The sequence below is a fragment of the Plantactinospora sp. B24E8 genome (assembly GCF_039871735.1).
In the GTDB taxonomy this organism is placed as follows: Bacteria; Actinomycetota; Actinomycetes; order Mycobacteriales; family Micromonosporaceae; genus Plantactinospora.
This window is the reverse complement of sequence record NZ_JBDPMH010000008.1, coordinates 73,215-91,759: the sequence shown is the minus strand read 5'-3', so window position 1 is coordinate 91,759 and position 18,545 is coordinate 73,215. Positions and strand designations below refer to the sequence as shown.

At 71.0% G+C, this 18,545-nt stretch carries 16 protein-coding genes; 8 read left to right on the top strand and 8 right to left on the bottom strand.

What is annotated here, in order from left to right; genetic code table 11:
* Positions 1–5: 5 nt before the first annotated feature.
* The 4 genes from ABGB21_RS15100 to ftsY all read right to left on the bottom strand — a co-directional run bounded on the left by ABGB21_RS15100 (position 6) and on the right by ftsY (position 4,180).
* Complete coding sequence (locus tag ABGB21_RS15100) at positions 6–344, bottom strand: P-II family nitrogen regulator (protein WP_331216035.1); 339 nt, start codon at positions 342–344, stop codon at positions 6–8.
* A 24-nt stretch (positions 345–368) separates the two neighbouring features.
* Positions 369–1,772: an ammonium transporter gene (locus tag ABGB21_RS15095; RefSeq protein WP_347653831.1), complete on the bottom strand. Its 1,404-nt coding sequence runs from the start codon at positions 1,770–1,772 to the stop codon at positions 369–371.
* A 229-nt stretch (positions 1,773–2,001) separates the two neighbouring features.
* Positions 2,002–2,832 carry an aminoglycoside phosphotransferase family protein gene (locus tag ABGB21_RS15090; protein ID WP_347653830.1) on the bottom strand — a complete coding sequence of 277 codons (831 nt, stop codon included), beginning with the start codon at positions 2,830–2,832 and terminating at the stop codon, positions 2,002–2,004.
* 121 nt (positions 2,833–2,953) lie between these two features.
* A complete protein-coding gene (gene ftsY, locus ABGB21_RS15085) occupies positions 2,954–4,180 on the bottom strand; it encodes a signal recognition particle-docking protein FtsY (RefSeq protein WP_347653829.1) in 1,227 nt (408 codons plus the stop codon).
* A gap of 225 nt (positions 4,181–4,405) precedes the next feature.
* On the opposite strand from ftsY, the gene ABGB21_RS15080 reads away from it, so the two are divergent.
* Positions 4,406–6,142 carry an alkaline phosphatase D family protein gene (locus ABGB21_RS15080; protein WP_347653828.1) on the top strand — a complete coding sequence of 579 codons (1,737 nt, stop codon included), beginning with the start codon at positions 4,406–4,408 and terminating at the stop codon, positions 6,140–6,142.
* 12 nt (positions 6,143–6,154) lie between these two features.
* Here ABGB21_RS15080 and ABGB21_RS15075 read toward each other — a convergent pair whose 3' ends face one another.
* The 3 genes from ABGB21_RS15075 to ABGB21_RS15065 all read right to left on the bottom strand — a co-directional run bounded on the left by ABGB21_RS15075 (position 6,155) and on the right by ABGB21_RS15065 (position 11,161).
* Positions 6,155–9,931 (bottom strand): CHAT domain-containing protein, encoded by a 3,777-nt coding sequence (locus ABGB21_RS15075; protein WP_347678219.1) that lies wholly within the window; start codon positions 9,929–9,931, stop codon positions 6,155–6,157.
* A gap of 151 nt (positions 9,932–10,082) precedes the next feature.
* A complete protein-coding gene (locus ABGB21_RS15070; protein WP_347653824.1) occupies positions 10,083–10,292 on the bottom strand; it encodes a DUF397 domain-containing protein in 210 nt (69 codons plus the stop codon).
* Positions 10,292–11,161 carry a helix-turn-helix transcriptional regulator gene (locus tag ABGB21_RS15065; RefSeq protein ID WP_347678217.1) on the bottom strand — a complete coding sequence of 290 codons (870 nt, stop codon included), beginning with the start codon at positions 11,159–11,161 and terminating at the stop codon, positions 10,292–10,294. The genes ABGB21_RS15070 and ABGB21_RS15065 overlap by 1 nt, the downstream gene beginning before the upstream one ends.
* 305 nt (positions 11,162–11,466) lie before the next feature.
* Between ABGB21_RS15065 and ABGB21_RS15060 the strand changes: the two genes are divergently transcribed.
* From ABGB21_RS15060 to ABGB21_RS15045, 4 genes are all read left to right on the top strand, one after another.
* On the top strand, positions 11,467–11,997 hold the full coding sequence (locus ABGB21_RS15060) for a DinB family protein (RefSeq protein WP_347653822.1): 531 nt from the start codon (positions 11,467–11,469) through the stop codon (positions 11,995–11,997).
* A gap of 85 nt (positions 11,998–12,082) precedes the next feature.
* Positions 12,083–12,385, top strand: coding sequence for a type VII secretion target (locus ABGB21_RS15055; RefSeq protein WP_347653821.1), 303 nt, complete (start codon positions 12,083–12,085; stop codon positions 12,383–12,385).
* Positions 12,382–13,932 (top strand): hypothetical protein, encoded by a 1,551-nt coding sequence (locus ABGB21_RS15050; protein ID WP_347678215.1) that lies wholly within the window; start codon positions 12,382–12,384, stop codon positions 13,930–13,932. Before ABGB21_RS15055 ends, ABGB21_RS15050 begins: the two co-directional genes overlap by 4 nt.
* A gap of 11 nt (positions 13,933–13,943) precedes the next feature.
* Positions 13,944–14,327 (top strand): hypothetical protein, encoded by a 384-nt coding sequence (locus tag ABGB21_RS15045; protein ID WP_347653819.1) that lies wholly within the window; start codon positions 13,944–13,946, stop codon positions 14,325–14,327.
* 22 nt (positions 14,328–14,349) lie between these two features.
* Here the strand turns inward: ABGB21_RS15045 and ABGB21_RS15040 are convergent, their stop codons facing one another.
* Positions 14,350–14,796, bottom strand: coding sequence for a protease inhibitor I42 family protein (locus ABGB21_RS15040; RefSeq protein WP_347653818.1), 447 nt, complete (start codon positions 14,794–14,796; stop codon positions 14,350–14,352).
* Positions 14,797–14,982: 186 nt separating this feature from the next.
* Between ABGB21_RS15040 and ABGB21_RS15035 the strand changes: the two genes are divergently transcribed.
* The 3 genes from ABGB21_RS15035 to ABGB21_RS15025 all read left to right on the top strand — a co-directional run bounded on the left by ABGB21_RS15035 (position 14,983) and on the right by ABGB21_RS15025 (position 18,523).
* Complete coding sequence (locus ABGB21_RS15035) at positions 14,983–16,176, top strand: phosphatidylinositol-specific phospholipase C1-like protein (protein ID WP_347678213.1); 1,194 nt, start codon at positions 14,983–14,985, stop codon at positions 16,174–16,176.
* 545 nt (positions 16,177–16,721) lie between these two features.
* On the top strand, positions 16,722–17,876 hold the full coding sequence (locus ABGB21_RS15030; RefSeq protein WP_347678211.1) for a histidine kinase: 1,155 nt from the start codon (positions 16,722–16,724) through the stop codon (positions 17,874–17,876).
* Positions 17,864–18,523 carry a response regulator transcription factor gene (locus ABGB21_RS15025; RefSeq protein ID WP_347653815.1) on the top strand — a complete coding sequence of 220 codons (660 nt, stop codon included), beginning with the start codon at positions 17,864–17,866 and terminating at the stop codon, positions 18,521–18,523. Before ABGB21_RS15030 ends, ABGB21_RS15025 begins: the two co-directional genes overlap by 13 nt.
* The last annotated feature ends 22 nt before the right edge of the window (positions 18,524–18,545 follow it).

Here is an 18,545-nt window from a genome sequence, read left to right as displayed (position 1 = left end):
GTCTCCTACAGCGCGTCGAGGCCGCGTTCACCGGTACGGACCCGGATGACGTCCTCGACGGCGGTCACCCACACCTTCCCGTCACCGATCTTGCCGGTACGGGCGGCCGTCACGACCGCGTCGACCACCTTGTCGACGTCGATCTCGTCGGTCAGCACCTCGACCCGGATCTTCGGCAGGAACTCCACGGTGTACTCGGCACCCCGGTACACCTCGGTGTGGCCCTTCTGCCGTCCGTACCCCTGGACCTCGCTGACGGTCAGGCCGGCCACGCCGAGGGCGTGCAGGGCCTCCTTCACCGCGTCCAGCTGGTACGGCTTGATGACCGCAGTCACCAGCTTCATGTCCAACCCCTCCATCGGAGAAACTTAACCGGCGACCTTCTCGCTGACCGGAGCGGCCGGCTCCTCGGCCGGCGTGCTGCTGTTCGGGGTACCGATTCCGGCCATGGCGAAGGCGCCGCCGCTGCCGGAGGCCGTGGAGAGGTCGTAGCCGCTCTCGGCGTGTTCCGCGATGTCGATGCTGTCAACCTCGGCCTCCTTCGACACCCGGAAGCCGATGGTCTTCTCGATGATGAAGGCCAGCAGCCAGGCGATGGCGAAGGACCAGACGGTGACGATCAGACCCGCCAGGGCCTGCCGGCCGAGCTGGGTCGCGCCGCCGCCGTAGAAGAGCCCGTCGGAGGCGCCGATCACGTCGCCGATGGCGGCGTTCACGCTGTTGGTGGCGAAGAGGCCGAGCCAGAGCGAGCCGATCCAGCCGCCGACGAAGTGCACCCCGACCACGTCGAGCGAGTCGTCGTAGCCGAGCTTGTACTTGAGGCTGACCGCGAGCGCGCAGACCGCACCGGCGACCAGGCCGAGCAGGACCGCGGCCCAGGGGGCGATGAAGCCACAGGCCGGGGTGATCGCGACCAGACCGGCGACGGCGCCGGAGGAGGCGCCGACCAGGGTCGGCTTACCACCCTTGATCCACTCGACGAAGATCCAGCCCAGCACCGCGGCGGCGGTGGCGAGCTGGGTGTTGATGAAGGCCAGGCCGGCGACCGAGTCGACGGTGAGTTCCGAACCGGCGTTGAAGCCGAACCAGCCGAACCACAGCAGGCCGGCGCCGAGCGCGACCAGCGGGATGTTGTGCGGCTTCATGACCTCCTTGGGCCAGCCCAGCCGCTTGCCGAGCACCAGCGCCACGCCGAGCGCGGCGGCACCGGCGTTGATGTGCACGGCGGTACCACCGGCGAAGTCCAGCGCCTTGATGTTGCCGTCACCGCCACCGATCAGGCCGCCGCCCCAGACCATGTGCGCCACCGGGAAGTAGACCAGGGTGGCCCAGCCGAAGGCGAAGAGCAGCCAGCCGGCGAACTTGGCCCGGTCGGAGATGGCGCCACTGATCAGTGCGACGGTGATCACCGCGAAGACCATCTGGAAGGCCATGAAGACGTAGAGCGGAACGCCGATCCCGCTCGGGTTCTCCGCGGTCGCGCCCCAGAGGTCCGTCTCGGCCAGGAAGGTCTTGGTGCCGAGGTACTGCGAAATGTTGCCCCAGAAACCGTTCACGTCCGAACCGAACGCGACGCTGAATCCGTAGAACCACCACAGAACAGAGATGAGCCCGATCGCGGAGAAGCTCATCATCATCATGTTGAGCACGCCCTTGGACCGGTTCAGGCCGCCGTAGAACAGCGCCAGACCGGGCGTCATGAGCAACACGAGAGCCGTCGACACCAGCAGCCATACTGTGTTGCCGGGGTGGACGGTCGGTGCTTCAGGCACGCTGGCCTCCTAAGGTTGGTTACCCTCCTTCCCGGCCCACCGAGGCAGCATCGCCCGTACGCCGGTTGCGCGGAAGCTTCGTGCGTGGCTGTTTCACCCGTGGTGCCCGCTCGGTTTCTTCCGGGTGACGGGTTGTTTCCAACGTGTGAAGAAGTCCGCACTGTCGGTGGAACGGACAGGGGCATACCAGCCGAATAGTCCACCACTCATGTACGGACAGCGACGCGGCTCACCGCAACGCGTACTCCAGGGTGTGGCGCTCGTAGTCCAGCAGTCGGAGGTCCCGCATCGGCCGCCGCAGGTGCCCCTTGTGCACGATCCGGACGAACGCCGGGTCGCCGGCCGCCGCCATCCGCCGGATCCCCTCCACGTGGTCGACGATCCGCTTGCGGATGGTCCGGACCAGCCGGTGCCGGTCCCGGGGGATCAGCCCGTACGCGTCGGCGAACAGCCGCAGCCGACGCGGCCGGTTCGGCCGTTTCCAGCCGAGCGTGTAGGAGTCCCGGTCGGAGAAGAGCGGCACCCAGGTCCAGGCCGCGTACGCCACGTCGTAGATCCGCGCCCCGGGCGAGGCCAGGTCGAAGTCGATCAGCGCCAGGGTGCCGTCCGGACGCCAGATCACGTTGTGCGGCGCCGCGTCGTGGTGACAGATCACCTCGGTGTCCGGCGGCGGCGGGCCGAACGAGCGCCACACCGCGTTCGGCGGCGGCTGGAAGCCGTACTGGGCGTCGTGGAACATCCGCAGCATGGTGGCGACGGTCACCAGCGCCTCGTCGGTGACCCAGTGCGGGGCGAGCGGGTACTCCCCGCACTCCCCCTCCAGGTACGACAGCACCTCCCGGTTACGGGAGTCCATTCCCAGGGCGCGCGGCGACCCGGTGAAGCCGACGTACTCGAGGTGGCGCAGCAGGGCGTGCACCGACGGCGTCCACGGTCCGACGTTGCGCCGGACCGTGTCGCCCACCCGCACGACAGTGCTGACGTTCCCGCCGTGCAGCGGGATCTCCTGCGATGTCACGTACGTCTCTCCCGAGGAGCGGCGCTGGTTCCCACCCACCACGGTCCCGCCTGGCGGCAGGAAGCGGCAAGTGCACTGACCACGGTCCCGCCCGGGGCGGGCGGGTGTTCACTCGCCACCCGCCGGCCCGGAGCCGGCGCGTGGCTTGTGGAGTCCCCCGAGACTACGCGTCGACGCCAAGCGGCTCGGTGCCGAGGAGCGCGTCGACGAACTGGGTCGGATCGAAGGGGGCGAGATCGTCCGGGCCCTCGCCGAGGCCGACCAGCTTGACCGGGATGCCGAGCTTGCGCTGTACGGCGATCACGATGCCGCCCTTGGCGGTGCCGTCGAGCTTGGTCAGCACGACGCCGGTGACGTCCACCACCTCGGTGAAGACCCGGGCCTGCTCCAGGCCGTTCTGCCCGGTGGTGGCGTCCAGCACCAGCAGGGTCTCGTCCACCGGCCCGTGCCGGGAGACCACCCGCTTGATCTTGCCCAGCTCGTCCATCAGGCCGACCTTGTTCTGCAGCCGGCCGGCGGTGTCGATCAGCACCGTGTCGACCGACGTCTCGATGCCGCGCTGGACCGCGTCGAAGGCGACGCTCGCCGGGTCGGCCCCCTCCGGGCCCCGGACCACCTCGGCGCCGACCCGGCCGGCCCAGGTGGTGAGCTGCTCGGCGGCGGCGGCCCGGAACGTGTCGGCGGCGCCCAGCAGCACGGTACGACCGTCCGCGATCAGGACCCGGGCGACCTTGCCGCAGGTGGTGGTCTTGCCGGCGCCGTTCACCCCGACGACCAGCAGCACGGCCGGGGTGCCACCGTCCCGGGTCGCCCGCAGGCTCCGGTCCAGGCTCGGGTCGAGCACGGTGACCAGCTCGTCGGCGAGCAGGGTACGCAGTTCGGTGGCGGTCCGGGTGCCGAGCACGGCGACCCGTTCCCGCAGCCGGTCCACGATCTCCCGGGTCGCCTCCACCCCGACGTCGGCGCCGATCAGGCTGTCCTCGATCTCCTCCCAGACGTCCTCGTCGAGGTGGTCGCGGGCGAGCAGGCTGAGCAGCCCCTTGCCGAAGACGTTCTGGGACCGGGACAACCGGGCCCGCAACCGGACCATCCGGCCCGCGGTCGGCTCCGGCCGCTCCCGTACCGGAGGCGCGGGAGCCGGCGGGGCCTCGACCGTCGGTACCTCGACCGGCGGGGCCGTGGGCGCCTCGACCGGGGGCGCGTGCGCCTCGGCCGGCGGGGCCGCCGTCTCGCTCGGCGGTACCGGCGGCACCGGCGGCGCCGGGGGAATCGGCGGCAGCGGCGGAGCCGCCCGGCGGCCACGCCGGGTCACCACCGCGCCGACCGTCAGGCCCACCGCGAGGATCACCAGTACGGCGATCACGATCGACATGACGAGGAGGTTGTCCATACGGCCGATCCTGTCAGATCCGGTCCGGCGCCGAACGTCCGGGCGCGATCGCCGTACCCGTCCGGTGCCGATCCGCCGCCGGTAGGCTGACCGGCGGTGCCGTGCCGTGGTTCCCGGGCGGCGCCGCCGGTGGCGACGTAGATCACCAGTTGATCACCGGTAGCGCCACGGGCGGGCCGGGTAGGAGGATGCGTCCACCACTCCTCGTCCGCTCGGAGGTCGTCGATGTCCAGCTCCCGGCCAGCTCCCCGGTTGCTGATCGGCCCGGTGCTGCGCAGGGTCGTCGGTACCCGGGCCACCGTCTGGGTGGAGACCAGCGCACCGACCGTGGTCCGGGTCAGTACCCCGGACGGGGCGGCCGGTGCGGCGACCACCTTCTCCGCCTTCGACCACCACTACGCGATCGTGGTGGTGGACGGTCTGCGCCCCGGTACGACCAGCACGTACCAGGTGCTCCTCGACGACGAGCCGGTCTGGCCGGAGCCGGAGTCCCGCTTTCCGCCGAGTGTGATCCGGACCCGTGCCGAGGACGACCCGCCGGTGCGGCTGGTCTTCGGCTCCTGCCGGGAGACCACCCAGCACGCCACCGCGCGCCGGCTGCCGCCGGACGCGCTCGACGCGTACGCCCGGCGGATGATGGCCGCGCCCGACGAGACCGCCGACTGGCCCGACCTGCTGGTGCTGCTCGGCGACCAGGTGTACGCGGACCAGACCTCGCCGACGGTGCGCAAGCTGCTACGGCGGCGGCGCAACCGGAGTACGGACGCCCCGGCCGACCAGGTGGTCAGCTTCGACGAGTACACGAAGCTGTACCTGGAGTCGTGGCGGGATCCGGAGATCCGCTGGCTCCTCTCCACCGTGCCGAGCGTGATGATCTTCGACGACCACGAGATCATCGACGACTGGAACACCTCCGCGCCGTGGCGCACCGAGGTGCACCGGCAGCCCTGGTGGTCGGAGCGGATCGCCAGCGGACTGGCGTCGTACTGGGTCTACCAGCACCTCGGCAACCTCGAACCGGAGGAGATCACCGCCGACCCGGTCTACGCCAAGGTGGTCGCCGCCGGCGACGCCACCGAGGTGCTGCGGGCGTTCGGCGAGCAGGTCGACGCCGAGGCGCTCGGCTACGACGCCGCGCTCGGCCGGGGCGAACGGCCGGACGAGCGTACGCAGGCCGGGCGCTACCAGTGGAGCTACTCGCTGGACGTCGGCCGGACCCGGCTGGTGGTGCTGGACAACCGGGGCAGCCGGGTACTGGACCGCACGCACCGGGCGATGCTGCCGCCGGCTGAGTGGGCCTGGTTCACCAACCAGGTGCAGGGCGACTACGACCACCTGGTGGTCGGCTCGTCGCTGCCGTGGCTGCTCCCGCCCGGCATCCACCACCTGGAGTCGTGGAACGAGCGACTCGCCGACTCGTCCCGCCCCCGGGTGGCGGCGCTTTCCGAACGGCTGCGCCGGGCCCTCGACCTGGAGCACTGGGCCGCGTTCCGCCGGTCGTTCGACGCCCTCGCGATGGTTTTCGCCCGGCTCGGCGCGGGCGAGCCGGGCCGAGCCGGTGACCGGGTCGGCACCGGTCCGGCGTACCCGCCGCCGGCGTCGATCAGCGTGCTCTCCGGCGACGTGCACCACTCGTACGTGGCCCGGGCCCGGTTCCCCGGCGGACTGGCCACCCCGGTGCACCAGTTGACCTGTTCGCCGATCCACAACCAGATCCCGGCGCTGATGCGTCCGCTGCTGCGGGTCGGCTGGTGGCGGGGAGTGTCGGTGGTGGCCCAGGCACTGGCCCGGACCGCCGGGGTACGTCGTCCGCCGGTCCGGTGGCGCAGGCTCGACGGGCCGTACTTCGGCAACGCGGTGAGCACCCTGTGTCACGACGGGCGGAACGCCGAGGTGACCATCGAGGGGACCCGGGCCGACGGCACGCTGCTGACCGTGGCCCGGCGCACCCTCACCCGCTGACCGCCCCCGCCGTCAGCCTGACGTCCCGGACTCCCCGGCCAGGTCGTCGACCACCTCGGCGAAGAGCGCGTCCCGCCGCTGCGGCTCGGGTACGAGCGCGGCGAACACCGCACCGAACCGCACGCCCGGTACCTCCTCGACCCGCCGGGTCAGTTCCGTCAGGTCCGCCGGCAGCACCGCCCCGCCGTCCGTGACCAGAGCCTGGCGGAGCTTGCGCACGCTGCCCTGGTAGCCGCCGGACCGGCCACTGGCCCGGTCGAGCAGCGCGGAGGCGAGATGGTGCGCCACCGTCCCGGTTGCCGGCTGCCCGGCGTCGTCCAGATAGCTGGCCAGGTTGTCGTGTCCGATCGCCAGGTGATTCGGCTCCGGACGCCGGTAGAACAGGCGTAGCGCGGTGTGGGCCTTGGTCACCGCCTCGCCGGGGCGACCCCGCAGGTGTTCGAGTGCGGCCCGGGCCACTGCCACCTTGCCCAGTTCGTAACTGTCGTGGGCCGCCTCGAACACCGCCGCGCAGTGCTGCAACAACCACTCGGCCTCGGTCAACCGGCCGAGCTCCAACAGCGGGCCGTATCCGTTCAACGCCATCTGGGCCAGCTCGTGCGGGCCCGCACCCCGGGCCCGCATGCTCGCCATCCGCCGCTGGTGGAAGTCGAGGGCCCGTTCCCAGTCCTGGAGACCGACGGCGGCCTGGGCCGCGATGGACAGCGACGCCTCCCGGACGTTGAACGGGTGCACATGCTCGGTGTGGTCCAGCTCGACGGGCAGGGTGTCCAGCCGGGCGATCAGCGCCTCGGTCTGTTCGAGTACCTCCTGGTACCGGCCCGACTGGCCCAGCACCTGTAGTCGCCGGCCCTCGCACGCCGCCTGGGTCCAGGGCCCGAGCCCGGCGCGCCGGGTCAGCTCCGCCGACTCGGCGACCACCTCCAGAGCCGCCGGAAGCTGGCCGGTCTTGCGCAGCAGGTCGACCAGGTCGCTGGCGAACGTGGCGGCGGTCGCGAGGTCGCCGGCAGCCCGGGCCCTGTCGATCACGCGACGCAGTTGTACCCGTGCGGCCGGCGTATCGACCCGGGCCAGCAGCTTGGCGTAGATTCCGTCGTTGGCCAGTCGCTGGTCGGGATCGGTGTCCCCGTCCAGAATCTCGCGCAGGTAACCGAGCCCACGGCGGGTGATGGCCGGCGACCTGTCCCGTTCACCAACCTGCTCGACCATCCGTCCTGCTTCGGACCAGCGCCCCCGGCGCAGCAGATAGGGGGTGGCGGCGAGCCCGGCCCGCGCCACCAGTGCGCTGGCCTGCTCACCTCGGTGCTCGCGCCGGACGGCGTGCTGGAACACCTCGGTCCAGAAGTCCGCGAGCAGGTTGTCCACCAGTGGCCGGACCCCGTCGTCGGCATCGGCGCGGATCGCCTCGGCCACCCCCGGGTGCAGCCGGTATCCGGTCGCCGGCTCCGAATCGTCGGTCGGGTGCTGCTCGCCGGCCACGGTTCCGGGCTCGTCTGCTTCGATCGCCACGATCGCGGCTCCGATCAGCGCCGTCAGCGCCTCGTCCAGCGGAACCGCCGCGCCGCCGTCGCGCCGCCGCCAGAAGCTCGACCAGACCGACCCGACAACCGGGGACAGCCGGTCCTCGTCCTCGACCAGGGCCAGCAGCTCGGCGAGGCCACGGGCCGGCGGCGGCAGGTCGGCGAGCACCGACCGGGTCCAGGCACCGAGCAGGTTGACGTACTCGTCCCCGCCCAGCTCACTGCTGCCGCTGCCGAAGAAGGCGGCCACCGGCGCGTCCCGGCCGGCGGCCTCGGTGGCGACGAGCCGCGCCGCCAGCCCTGCCGGGTCGGCGGCCGCCGCGTCGGCGAGTTCGAGCAACTTCGGGTGCCCCTGCACCACGTCGAGCACTCGGCGGGCCAGACTCCGGTCCGCCGCCACCTCGGCGGCCGACCGGTCCGGCACCGGCTCCTCGTGCAGCAGCCGACCGAGGTGCGGCAACTCCCGGGCCAGCAGCACCGACTCGGCCAGGGTGAGCGCGTGGGTCGGCAACCCCAGCAGGCGGTCGGTACCGTCCAGGCCCGCCGGTACGACCCGGCTGGTGAGCACCACCCGGGAGAGCCCACCGTGCCCGAGCAGCGTCTCGACCAGCGGCGCCCAGTTCGGGTCCCGCCAGGTGCGGGCCTCGGAGAGCAGGGTCTCCAGGTTGTCCAACACCAGCAGCAGGGCGTTGTCCCGCAGCAACGTCCGCAGCCGGGGCAGGTATCGGCGCAGTTCGGTGTCGCTGCCGACCGCCGACATCATCGGGATACCCAACTGGCTCTCGACCGCGTACGCGAGACTGCTGAGCGCCTGGCCGAACGCGTCCGGCTGGCTGGGCGCCTGCCACCAGGCCAGCCGCTGGAACCGGTCCCGGTGCTGGTGGGCCAGTTCCAGGGCACACGAGGTCTTACCCGCTCCGGCCATGCCGAGGAAGAGCACTCCGGTCCGACCGCTGCGTGGGGCGAGCACCCCGCTGGCCGCGATCAGTGCCGGTGTACGACCGACGAACCGCTCCGGCTCGTCCGGAAAGCCCGCCATCCGCTCGGAGTACGGGTCGAGGTGCACCTCGCCTGCGGGTGGCGCCACCCGCAGGCCGACCGCGGTGGCGCCGAACAGGGCCGGAATGCCGATCGAGAGCGGTGGCCGTACGAGGGAAGGGGTCTGTCCGGCGGCCCTCGGGATGGCGATCGCCGTGGCCCGGTCCATCGGTTGCCCGGCACCGAGCAGCCGGGGATACAGCTCGCGGCTCAGTTCGACCGCGAACGTGTCGGCGACCGGATAACGCATCGCCAGCACCGCGACCCCGAGCTGCTCGACCAGCCCTCGGGCGAGTCCGACCGCGACCGTCCGCCCCCGCCCGTTGCCGACAGCCCCACCCGCTGTTTCCGCCTGGTCGGCGGTGCCCGCCTCCTCGACCTGGTCGGCGGCGGCGTCAAGGTCCAGCATCCGCAGCGTGCTCGCCGCGACGTCCGCCCCGGAACTGCACGCGGCGAGTACGGCGAGTTTCAACCGCTCCCGGGCCGGGCGGAGCAGTTCCACCAGCTCGGCGGTGCTGATCTCGTCTGGGCTGCCGTCCGCCTGCTCCAAGGCCAGGGTGCCGAGCGCGCCGTGGCCGGAGACGTGCAGGATGTCCCAACCCGGGTACTCCTCGACCGTCTCGGCGAGCCGGTCCCGGGTGACGCCGTACTGCAGCACCCGCAACTCGATCGCTTTCCTGGACCGGCTCGCGATCTCCCGGACGGTACGGGCCAGTTCGTGGCGCTCGCGGCGCAGGGCGAGCACCGCGTGCCGGCTCGGCAGCGAGAAGAGCGCGAGTATCCGCAGCGTCTCCCCGACCGGCTGTCTGCCGACCGCCACCGGGGGCTCACCACCCGGCAGTTCGAAGACCAGACTGACTCCGCGCCGGGCGAGTGGCCGACCCTCGACCTCGGCCAGTTCCAGCGGTCGGGTCAGCAGGAAGTCCGCCTCGGGCGGGACCACCACCCGGACGGTGCCGGTCAGCAGGCGCCCGAGCCCGGCGCCGAGCACCTGCTCGCCGATCCAGCGACTGATCCGGGAGACGATCGCCGTCTCGCTGCCGATCCGGTCGTCTGGCAGTCGGTTGCGGCGCAGGTAGCCGGCCAGGTCGGTAAAGGCCTCGTACTCCGTAGCGTGTGGGTCGAGTTTGACTTGGTGGTCGGCGAGGGACCGGCCGGTGTTGGTGTCGACCAGCAGCCAGCGCCAGCGGGTCGGTCCGGCGACGTCCGTCGCGCGCAGCGTCAGCGACACCCGATCAGCCCTTCCCGGGATCGGTTGGCTCAGCGTCCTGTCGTCCAGGCGCCCCACAGCCGGGGATACCCGACGGGACCGGCCTGCGCCGCCTCCCGTCGGGTATCCGACTCGACGTCGAGCGGGATCAGAGACTGACCGTCGATCGGGGTCAGAAGTCGAACTCGCCGTCCTTGGCGCCGGCCAGGAAGGCGTCCCACTCGGCCCGGGTGTAGACGATCACCGCACCGTCCCGGTCCCGGCTGTGCCGGACCGCCACCCGGCCAGTGCCGTCCGGCAGTGGACCGGCCTCGACGCAGTTGCCGCCGGCGCCGCTGCTGCGGGTGCTGATGTGCCACTTCACCCCGGTCAGGTCGTCCATCAGATCTCCTCCGCGATCGCCGCGATCAGCTCGGTGGACTCGCGCTCGGGGAGCGCGACCTCACGGAGCCGATCGTACGCCTGAACGAACTTGGTCGATTTTGGCCATTCCAGGAAGAGTCGGCCTCCCAAATGCTCTACATAGGCCACCGGCGGGAACGGGTTGGGCAGTTCGAAGAGCTGGAACGGACCGAATGCCCCGGCGTCACCGCCTAGCGCGAGCGGCAGCACCCGGACCTCGACGTTGCGCTGCCGGCCCAGGTGGCGCAGGTGGTCGAGCTGGCCCCGGGTCACCTGGTCGCCGCCGATCCGGGCCCGGAGCACCGCCTCGGCGACCACCGCCGTCAGCGTTGTCGGCTTCGGCCCGGTGAGCACGGTCTGCCGGGCCAGCCGCATCGCCACCCAGCGGTCGATCTGCGTATCGGTCGGCTGGTCGCCCTCCACCACGCGGAGGATCGCGGCGGCGTACGCCGGAGTCTGGAGCAGGCCCGGCAGGTAGCTGACGTCAAAGGTCCGGATTGCCTTCGCCCGTTCCTCCAGCCACGGCAGGTCCACAAAACTCCGGTCGTAGATCGCGTCGTCGAACTCGGTCTCCCACTCGTGACGTCGGCCGACCTCCTCACTGAGCCGGATGAAGTGCTCCCGGATCTCCCGGTCCACCACGCCGTAGAAGTCGAGCAGCAGCCGGACGTCCGGACGCGGGAACGGCCACTCGGCCCGCTCGAAGCGGCCGAGCGCCGACCGGTCGCGGTTGAGATAACTGGCGGCCTCCTCCATGGTCAGCCCGATCTCCTCCCGTAGCGCCCGTAACTGCTGGCCGAGAAGCTGTCCGCGCAGCGTGGAGACCTTGCTCGGATGTGATGAGTGCATGGGTCACTCCTGTCCGCTGGGCGCCCCGGGGAACCGTTGCTCCCATCTCGGGGCGCGGGCGAGTGTGGTCGCGTGATCGCCGTACGTCACATCGCGACCAGGACAGGCTTGTCTATGAAGCCCACAGGTGAAGGTGTCCGGACTCTGTCCCGGAACCGGGCCTCATCTGCGGGTCGGACCGGACCCGCCTTACCGGCCTGCCACAGAACTATCACAAACCGGATGCTCCGCGCGACCCCGTCCGGACAACCGCCCACAGTCGACAGTCGATTGCGGTCCGAAAGGTCAGCCGCCATCATGGCCGGATGACCTGGACCGCACCGGCCATCACCCGCACCAGCCCTCCGTACGTCGGCAACGAGCGCGCCATGCTCGACGGCTGGCTCGACTACCACCGACAGACGCTGCTGCTCAAGTGCGCCGGCCTCACCGCCGAGCAACTGAAGACCGCGAGCGTCGAACCCGCCAACCTGACCCTGCTCGGACTGGTCCGACACATGGCCGAGGTGGAACGCTGGTGGTTCCGGATCCACTTCGCCGGCGAGCCGATCGACACCCTCTACTGGTCGGACGACAACCCGGACGGCGACTTCGACGACGTGCCGGGGGCCGATCCGGAGGCGGACTTCGCCACCTTCCTGGCCGAGGTCGAGGCGAGCCGCCGGACGACCGCCGACCGCGACCTCGACGAGACCTTCCACCGCACCCGGGACGACGGCAGCACCGTCGTGCTGAGCCTGCGCTGGGCCTACGTCCACATGATCGAGGAGTACGCCCGGCACAACGGCCACGCCGACCTGATCCGGGAACGGATCGACGGGACAACCGGCCAATAGGTTTCCCGTCCCGCAGACATCTGCGGGGCCCCACCGGAGTGCCGTCGGGCGCTATCGTGCTCACCGGACGAGGGGAGGCGGCCGGATGGTCAGGGTGGATACGACCGAGTTGCGGGCGGCGGCGCAACGGCTACGGGACGAAGCGGCGGGTGGTGTCCTCGAGGCGATCGAGAACAGCCTGGCCACCCAGTCCAGCAGCCAGCCCCTCGGCTTCGACCAGTACGGCAGCTTCGACGGCTACGTCGCCGTCTCCCGGGACTGGTGGGCGGAACTGGGCGACTTCGTCGAGGTCCTCCGGCAACTCGCCGACGCGATGGACAAGGCGGCCGCCAACTACGAGCGGTCCGACCAGAACGCCGATGACCGGTTCGGTGGAGGCCCGCGATGACGGACGACACCCCGCTGCCCCGACTCAAGCAACTCCAGGACGACATCGCCGACCAGAACGGCATGTGGAACGCGGGCGCCCTGCACTATTCGCTGCGCAACGCGATCCAGGTGCCGGGGCCGAGCGGCCACCCGTCCGGTCTGGAGTCACTTGCCGGCGACTTCAGTCGGGCCGAGAAGAGCCTCGACGCGGCGCTGATGGTGGTCGGTGAGATCCGGCGGCAGCGGCTGCCCGCGGTCTGGGCCGGCGAGACCCAGGTCGCCGCGACCGATGCGCTCGCCGCCGCCGAACGCGGACTGGAGCGTGGCGTCGGCGCACTGGGCCGGATCGCCAAGGAGCTGTTCAGGCTCGCCGACGCCCTGGAGGTCGCGCAGAAACGGGACGGCGACGGGATACCGCCGCTGCAGGAGGCGTACGGGCTGACCGAGGAGATCACCGCCGGCCCGTTCATCGACCCGTTGAACTACGACGGCGACAAGATGCACCGGGCGCAGCAGCTCGCCATCGGCGGGATCGGCGACCGGGTCGCCGCCCACAGCGCCCTCGCCGAGACGTCCCGCGAGGTCGCCAGTACCTTCCACGACCTCGCCTCGCAGGCCCGGTTGCAGCGGTTGTCCGACGCTCCGCTCTCCCCCCTGGACGAGCTGGTGCTCGCCGACGCCGGCAGCACCGGCGACAGCGTGGACTCGGCCATCCTCTCCGCCTCGATGGCCGACCGGGCGGCCGACAATCTCGCCGGGCTCAGCGAGGCGGACCGGGCCCGGATGACGCAACTGCTCGCCGCTGCGGGCAGCCCCGAACACCGCGCGTACCTGATGCGGGCGCTGGCCGCCGGACACGACATCAACAAGATCACCGAGTTCAACCAGTTGATCGGCCCGTACGGCGACGACCCGGCCTGGCTCGCCGCACACCTGAACCCGTTGGGTGGCGGCCCGATGGCCCCGGGGCAGCAGAGCACCACGTTCGACGGCCAGGAGTGGACGCAGGGACAGTATCCGACCTGCGTGGCCTCCTCGACCGTCACCGCCCGGGCCCAGGTCGACCCGTTGTACGCGCTGCAACTCACCACCGGCGGCCACCCGGGCGACCCCGCGTACGACAACGGCCAGGCCTTCGCCGACCGGCTCCGGGACGAACAGGTCCGGGTCTACGACGGCGGCCGCTCCTGGTATCAGGACCTGCCGTTGATCGGCAGTGACGGGATGCGGAACGACCAGTCGGCCACCATCGCCGACGAGGAGATCGGCGCGTACACCGGCGCGAACTACGAGAACCGGGCGGTCGACAACGCCGACGAGCGGCGCGCGGTGCTCCCGGAGATCGAGCGGGCCGTGGACGAGGGCCATGCGGTGCCGTTCTCCACGCACGACGACGACGGCGGCCACCAGATGATGGTCATCGGGCACGACGGCGACCGGCTCCAGGTCTACAACCCGTGGGGCTACACCGTCTGGGTCAACGAGGACGACTTCGTCAACGGCCGGCTCGACTCGATCGGCAACGGCGTGCCGAACGAGCTCACCAGCGTCCGGCTGCCCGAGTGAGGAGGGATCCGATGACGTCGGAACGGCTGGACGAGGACCAGCTCCGGACGATCGACGTGCCGGCGGCGCTCGTCGCCGGACTGACGGCGGGTGGCAGCCCGGCCGGGGAGACGACCGTGGCCGCCGCACTGGCGGCGGACCGGGTCGGCACCCTGCCCCGGTCGCTGACCTTCCTGGCCGAGGTGGTCCGGAGAGGCGGGATCGGCTACGCGGTCACCCTGCCGGAGCCGCTGCCGACGCCGGAACAGGCCGCCCTCGCCTCGACCTGGCTGCTCGCGGCGGCCTCGGTCGAGGATCCCGGCCCGGACCACGACGAGACGGTGGCCCGCTGGCTGGAGAACGTCGCGATGGTGCTGGCCGCCCGCCGACAGGCGGGAGCGGGCAGGCCGGGCTGAGCCTCAGCACCCGGGCTGAGCCTCAGGAGACCGTCACCGTCCAGGTGAGCGTCTCCGACGCCGCCCTGGTCCGCTCGGTCTGGCAGCCACGGACACAGTTGGTCAGGGTGATCGTCACCTGTCCGGCCCGTTCCGCGTCGAACCGGAAGTAGTGCTGGCCGGCCCCGCCGCCATCGTTCGCCCCGAAAATCCGGTCAATCGGGCTGTCCGAAATCAGCTCGTCACCGACCAGCGTCACCACGTCGCCGGGCTCGGTCGTCGCCGACCAGCTGTCCCCCACCGACGGTCCACGGTCCCGCACCTTGAGCGTGAACCGGTCGCCGACCTCCACGGTGGCAGACGTCGACGAGCGGTCAAGGACGGTTCCGTAGACCACCTGCCGCCGGATCAGCACCGCACCCACCACGGCGGCGACAGCCAGCACCACCACCACGACAACAATGGACACCACACGCCTGACGGAGGTCACGGCCGACCACGATACCGCCGGGGCGCCAGGTGCGCGGCCCCGTCGCGCGACGATCGGGGACGATGGTCAGAGCGCTTGGGCAGACCCGGCGGACGCTGCCGCTCACCGTCCAAGGTTCATGAGGTGTCCGGTCGACCTGTGGTTACCGGTCACTATGGAGACACCGAAATCACCCAGTCTGGGCCGATGAGTCACTGGAAACAACGTCTGACGTCCGTGGGCCGACTGGGTGCCGTCGCCGCCGCCGTCGTGGCCGCCGCCGTCACCGCGAGTGCCCTGACCGGGGTCGTACAGGGGGCGGGCTCCGCCTCCGCCGCCGCGAAGGCCGGCGACGTCAGAATGAACGAGCTCCAGTTCATGGGGGCCCACAACGCGTACCACCGGGAGATGCAGGACGCGGAGCTGGCCTCGTCGGTTGCCATGGACCCGACGTATCCGACCTGGGGTTTCTACTCGCACGCGGCCATCCCGGACCTGCTCGGTGCGCAGCACATGCGTGGCCTCGAACTGGACCTGCTGCCCGACCCGCAGGGCGGGCTCTACCGTCACCCGCTCGCCCGGAAGCTCGCCGGGCTCGGCCCCATCGACGACCCGGCGATGGCCGCACCAGGCATGAAGGTGCTGCACGTTGCCGACATCGACTACAACACGACCTGCCGGACGTTCGTCGCCTGCCTCCAGCAGGTACGCCAGTGGTCCAGGGCCAACCCCGACCACTCGCCGATCCTGCTCCAGCTCGAACTGAAGCAGACCGACGACCGGCTGGAGCAGGCCGGCGGCGCGGTCAGCCCGGCGTGGACCCCCGCCCTCCTCGACGACCTGGACCGGGAGATCCGTTCCGTTTTCACCGAGAACGCGCTGATCACCGCCGACGACCTGCGCCGGCCGGGCCTCACGCTGGAGCAGTCGGTGCTGCGGTACGGCTGGCCCACCCTGGACTGGGCGCGGGGCAAGGTGATGTTCTTCCTCGACAACGGTGGACCCGGCCCGATCCGGGACATGTACCTGGCCGGACACCCCAACCTGGCGGGACGGGCCGTCTTCACCCGGGGCAACCCCGGCGACCCGGACGCGGCGATCACCATGGTGAACGACCCGCGCGGCGCCAACGAGGCCGTCATCCGCGATCTGGTCAGTCGGGGTTACCTGGTGCGTACCCGGTCGGACGAGCCGCTGAGCACGGTCAAGAACGAGGAGTTCGGTCGCCTGGACACCGCGCTGGCCAGCGGTGCGCAACTGGTGACCACCGACTTCCCGTCGGTCGGCATGGCCGCCCGCTACGACAGCGACTTCGTCGCCCAACTGCCCGGCGGGAACGCGGTACGGTGCAACCCGGTCTCCGCCCCGCGCAAATGCCGGGACGACCGGCTGGAGGACTGAGCCGCCACCGCGCGCGACCGCTGTGGCGCCCGACCGTCGCCGGCTCGGGCACCACAGCGGCACCGCGACGGTCAGAGGGCCAGCGCCGCCCGCAGGTACCGCAGGTCGTCCGGTTGTCGGCGTACGGTTCCCGGTGCGGGGCCAGGTACGCCAGACGCACACGCGTCAGAGCGTCAACCGCGCCGATATCCTGCGGCGAACGCCCGCGCCGTTTCGTTTCCGATGCTCACGGTGAGTCATCGGTAGGGTCGGTCGGGCACCGGATCGCGACAGAAAGGACGAGCTGATCTTGGCAGCGGGGCTCGCCTGCTCGCGTTTGGCTGGCGCTGTGGGTTATCGCGGTGGATGATGCCGAACCAATTGAGCTGCGATCTTCGTTACATCGCTCACCGATCTGCTGTGTCGCTGACTGACTGTCATGGCATCGGCGGTGCCCGCCGGGCAAACTCGACGCCGTGTGGGCAAGGCGAGCTTCCTCGGCGGGTACAGGGAAACGACATCCTGTGACGTCGGGTCGACGGTTGGTGCAGGTGCGGCGGAGCGGGGTGTACCTGCTGGGCTCGCTACTCTCCGGGGTCGCGACGGTGCTCGCGCTGCCCCTGCTGTGGATCCCGCGGCTCGCCCGGCGCTGGGCGAACTGGCACCGTGAGCGCGCCGGCCGGCTGCTCGGTGCGCCGTTGGCGTCGCGTCCTGCTCTGCGCGCGACGGGAGGCGGGGCATGGGCCGATCCGGCCACGGTCCGTACCTCCCGCGCCCTGCTGTGGCTGCCGGTGAACGTGATGACCGGGGTGGTGCTTGGCCTGCCCGCGCTGCTGTGCGTGGGCAACATCGTCGTCGCCGTGATCGCCACGCCGCTATGGTGGGTGTTCAGGCTGGAGGATCGACCACGGCTGTTTATCGACGTTCCGGTGGCCGGCTGGACGACTGCCCTCACCCTCGGTTCACTGCAGATCCTCCTGCTCACCGCGTTGGCGTACGTGGGCTTCCCGCCGATCGCTCGCGCGCATGCCCGGATCTGCCTGGTGGTGTTGTCGCACTCGACGAGCGAACAGCTTGCCGAACGTGTAGCTGTGTTGACTCGCACCCGCGCGGACGTGCTCGACGCTCACGGCGCGGAGCTGCGCCGGATCGAACGCGATCTGCACGACGGCACCCAGGCCCGGCTGGTGGCCATCGCGATGCGGCTGGCCGTGGCCCGGCAGGCGTTCTCCGACCATCCGCGAGACGAGCAGTTCGTGGAAGGACTTCTTCGGGACGCACACGAAGGAACCGAAGAGGCGATGACCGAACTGCGCGAGGTGATCCGATCCGTCTATCCGCCTATTCTCGCCGACCGGGGCCTGGACGGAGCCCTGACCGCCGTGACCACCGGCTGCGGGGTGCCAACTCGGCTGGACATCGGCGAACTCGAACGGGTGCCGCCCGCCGTGGAGGCCGTCGTCTACTTCGCTGTCGCGGAGGCACTCACCAACGTCACCAAACACAGCCAGGCGACCGCGGCCGGCGTACGGGTCAGCCGCACCGCGGACCGGTTGTCGGTGCTGGTCACTGACAACGGCACCGGCGGCGCCGACGATCGGCGGGGCACCGGCATAGCTGGCATTCGTCGCCGGGTACTGGCGCTTGACGGCACCGTCGAGGTCGACAGCCCGGCCGGCGGGCCGACGGCCATCACCGTGGAGCTGCCGTGCGGGTGGTGATCGCCGAAGACAACGTGCTGCTGTCCACCGGGTTGGAACTGCTGCTGGGCCGCGTGGGCTTCCAGATAGTCGCCGTCGCCGAGGATGCGGCGGGTTTCCTCGCCGCCGTGCGGGAGCACCGGCCGGACGTCACGATCGTCGATGTACGGCTGCCGCCCTCGTTTCGCGACGAGGGCATCCGAGCCGCCCTGCAGGCCCGCCGGGAGCATCCCGGCCTGCCAGTCCTGGTGTTGTCGCAGTACGTCGAGCAGCAGTACGCCGCCGAGCTGCTCTCCACCGCCGGAGGTGGCGTCGGCTATCTCCTGAAGGACCGGGTCAGCCGGGTGGACGGGTTCGTCGACGCGCTACGCCGTGTTGCGGCCGGTGGTACCGCAATGGATGCCGAGGTCATCGCGCAGCTCGTCCAACGCGCCGGCAACCCGATCGCCGCTCTCACCCCCCGCGAACGCGAGGTGCTCGCGTTGATGGCACAGGGTCACGACAACAACGCGATCGCTACGCAGCTGGTCATCACTGACAACGCTGTCCACAAACACATCGGCAACATCTTCGCCAAGCTCGGCCTCGCCGTGACCGACAGCGGCCATCGCCGCGTCCTCGCCGTCCTTGCCTACCTCAACGCCGCGGGCCAGATGAGCGGTCGCTGATCTGACCCCGTCTCCGTCGTCG

Coding starts and splice junctions, on each gene's coding strand:
- ABGB21_RS15100 (WP_331216035.1), bottom strand. CDS start 344: ATGAAGCTGGTGACTGCGGTCATCAAGCCGTACCAGCTGGACGCGGTG.
- ftsY (WP_347653829.1), bottom strand. CDS start 4,180: ATGGACAACCTCCTCGTCATGTCGATCGTGATCGCCGTACTGGTGATC.
- ABGB21_RS15080 (WP_347653828.1), top strand. CDS start 4,406: ATGTCCAGCTCCCGGCCAGCTCCCCGGTTGCTGATCGGCCCGGTGCTG.
- ABGB21_RS15070 (WP_347653824.1), bottom strand. CDS start 10,292: ATGGACGACCTGACCGGGGTGAAGTGGCACATCAGCACCCGCAGCAGC.
- ABGB21_RS15065 (WP_347678217.1), bottom strand. CDS start 11,161: ATGCACTCATCACATCCGAGCAAGGTCTCCACGCTGCGCGGACAGCTT.
- ABGB21_RS15060 (WP_347653822.1), top strand. CDS start 11,467: ATGACCTGGACCGCACCGGCCATCACCCGCACCAGCCCTCCGTACGTC.
- ABGB21_RS15055 (WP_347653821.1), top strand. CDS start 12,083: ATGGTCAGGGTGGATACGACCGAGTTGCGGGCGGCGGCGCAACGGCTA.
- ABGB21_RS15050 (WP_347678215.1), top strand. CDS start 12,382: ATGACGGACGACACCCCGCTGCCCCGACTCAAGCAACTCCAGGACGAC.
- ABGB21_RS15045 (WP_347653819.1), top strand. CDS start 13,944: ATGACGTCGGAACGGCTGGACGAGGACCAGCTCCGGACGATCGACGTG.
- ABGB21_RS15035 (WP_347678213.1), top strand. CDS start 14,983: ATGAGTCACTGGAAACAACGTCTGACGTCCGTGGGCCGACTGGGTGCC.